Genomic DNA, 703 nt, shown 5'->3' with positions numbered 1-703 from the left:
TCATTCAGCGCAGAAAACGCTCTAAACGTAAAAGACAGGTTTCTTAACTATCGTATGCAGGCACTCCTTTTGGAGTGCCTCACACCAGAGCAGACGCGCCTTTCCCAAACGACCGCAACATCATCCGGCCAATCACTCCAATGCCCCCCCCCTCCCCAACTGCGTGGCTTCGGGTGGCGCAGATCCTTCTTGAACAGGGTCTGCGGGAAACCCTCGCCGCCGCCCCCCCCCTGATGGACAAAGCTTCCGGTCTTTATTCATGTCTCAACAGGACGATGAACTGAGCCAGATTAGCCGCAATAGTCTTTTCGATCAGCTTGACACCCTCAGAACTATTTACAAAACCCTTGATCAAAGCAAAAAATCTTCAGATTTTCTTTCAGAACAGGACCCCACACTTGTTCCCCCTTATTCATTCGAAACCTACGATAGGATGCGTCACAAGATCCTTCACGAAGCCAGGTTTTTTCTCGGACGACCTTTACACATCGCGGCCCGTGCATATTTTCACCATCCGGACATTCCATTGTCCTGGCAACGCTGCAGACAGACCCTTGATGCTCTGAACGGTGCGGACACCCTGCTGGTCGAGCCCCATGATCCTTTCCCGACCGGCTATCACCCCCCACCTCCTCCCGGAAAGCGGTCCCGTAATTTAGGCCATAAACGTAAGCGTTTTGGACTTGTAACGGTTTTGTGCCGG

The 703-nt window shown here is 52.5% G+C and carries 1 protein-coding gene; it reads left to right on the top strand.

Annotation, left to right across the window (positions count from 1 at the left end):
* Positions 1-259: 259 nt before the first annotated feature.
* On the top strand, positions 260-703 hold a 444-nt coding region (locus tag AD928_RS14540; RefSeq protein ID WP_156469997.1), incomplete at its 3' end, for a hypothetical protein.

Origin of the sequence: Acetobacter cerevisiae (assembly GCF_001580535.1) — a bacterium.
Taxonomy (GTDB): Bacteria; Pseudomonadota; Alphaproteobacteria; order Acetobacterales; family Acetobacteraceae; genus Acetobacter; species Acetobacter cerevisiae.
The sequence above is the reverse complement of the archived record's forward strand: the minus strand, read 5'-3'. Positions and strand labels throughout refer to the sequence as shown.